At 74.6% G+C, this 792-nt stretch carries 1 protein-coding gene; it reads left to right on the forward strand.

Features of this window, described 5'->3' with window-relative positions:
• Positions 1–792: VWA domain-containing protein (locus tag BN1134_RS14740; protein WP_198133197.1), on the forward strand; the 792-nt coding region annotated here is incomplete at both ends.

Raw genomic sequence — 792 nt, forward strand, 5'->3', positions numbered from 1 at the left:
GGCCACCCCACCCTGGCGTCCGCTGGCTGCGCTGCTGATGATCCTGGCCCTCAGCGGCCCCGCCCTGCCCGGCGCGGCGCCCCCCCAGGCCGCGCCGCCTCTCGACATCTGGCTGCTCGATCTCTCCCGCTCCATGCTGGCGACCGATCTCTCGCCCGATCGGGCCACCCGGGCCCGCCTGCTGCTGCAAGCCCAGCTCGATCAGCCGCAGGCGCGGCGCATTGCCCTCATCCTGTTTGCCGCCGACGCCTATCTGGTGCAACCGCCGAGCGAGGACAGGGAGGCGCTGCGCCGCCTCCTGCCGGATCTGCGCCCCGACGTGATGCCGATAGCCGGCAGCGCCCCCGAGCGCGCGGTGCAGCTGGCCTTGGCGCGCTTTGCCGATCAGGCCCCGGCGCGCCTGCTGCTGGTGACCGACGCCATCACCGCTCCCCAGCGCGATACCATCCGCGCCAGCTGGCCCTGCCGGGGGATCAGCCTGCTGCGCTGCCGGGCGCCGCGCCTCGATATCGTGCTGCTTTCGGGCGACGCGCCGGTGCGTCTGGCGGGCGAGCCGGGCCGCCCCCGCTTGCCGGCGCCGGATCGCGCCGCCATCGCCGCCCTGGCCGAAGAGACGGGCGGGCGCCTTATCACCGATCCCCAAACGCTCACCCTCACTAGCGCCGGCCCCCTGAGCGCCCCCCCGCAGCAGGGCTGGCACGAGCTCGGCCCCTTCCTGCTGCTGCTGTTGCTCCCCTTTGCCCTGCTGGCCCGCCGTGGCCAGCTCTGGCTTCTGCTGGCGGTGCTGCTGCC

Source organism: Aeromonas simiae (assembly GCF_000820125.1).
Classification (GTDB): domain Bacteria; phylum Pseudomonadota; class Gammaproteobacteria; order Enterobacterales; family Aeromonadaceae; genus Aeromonas; species Aeromonas simiae.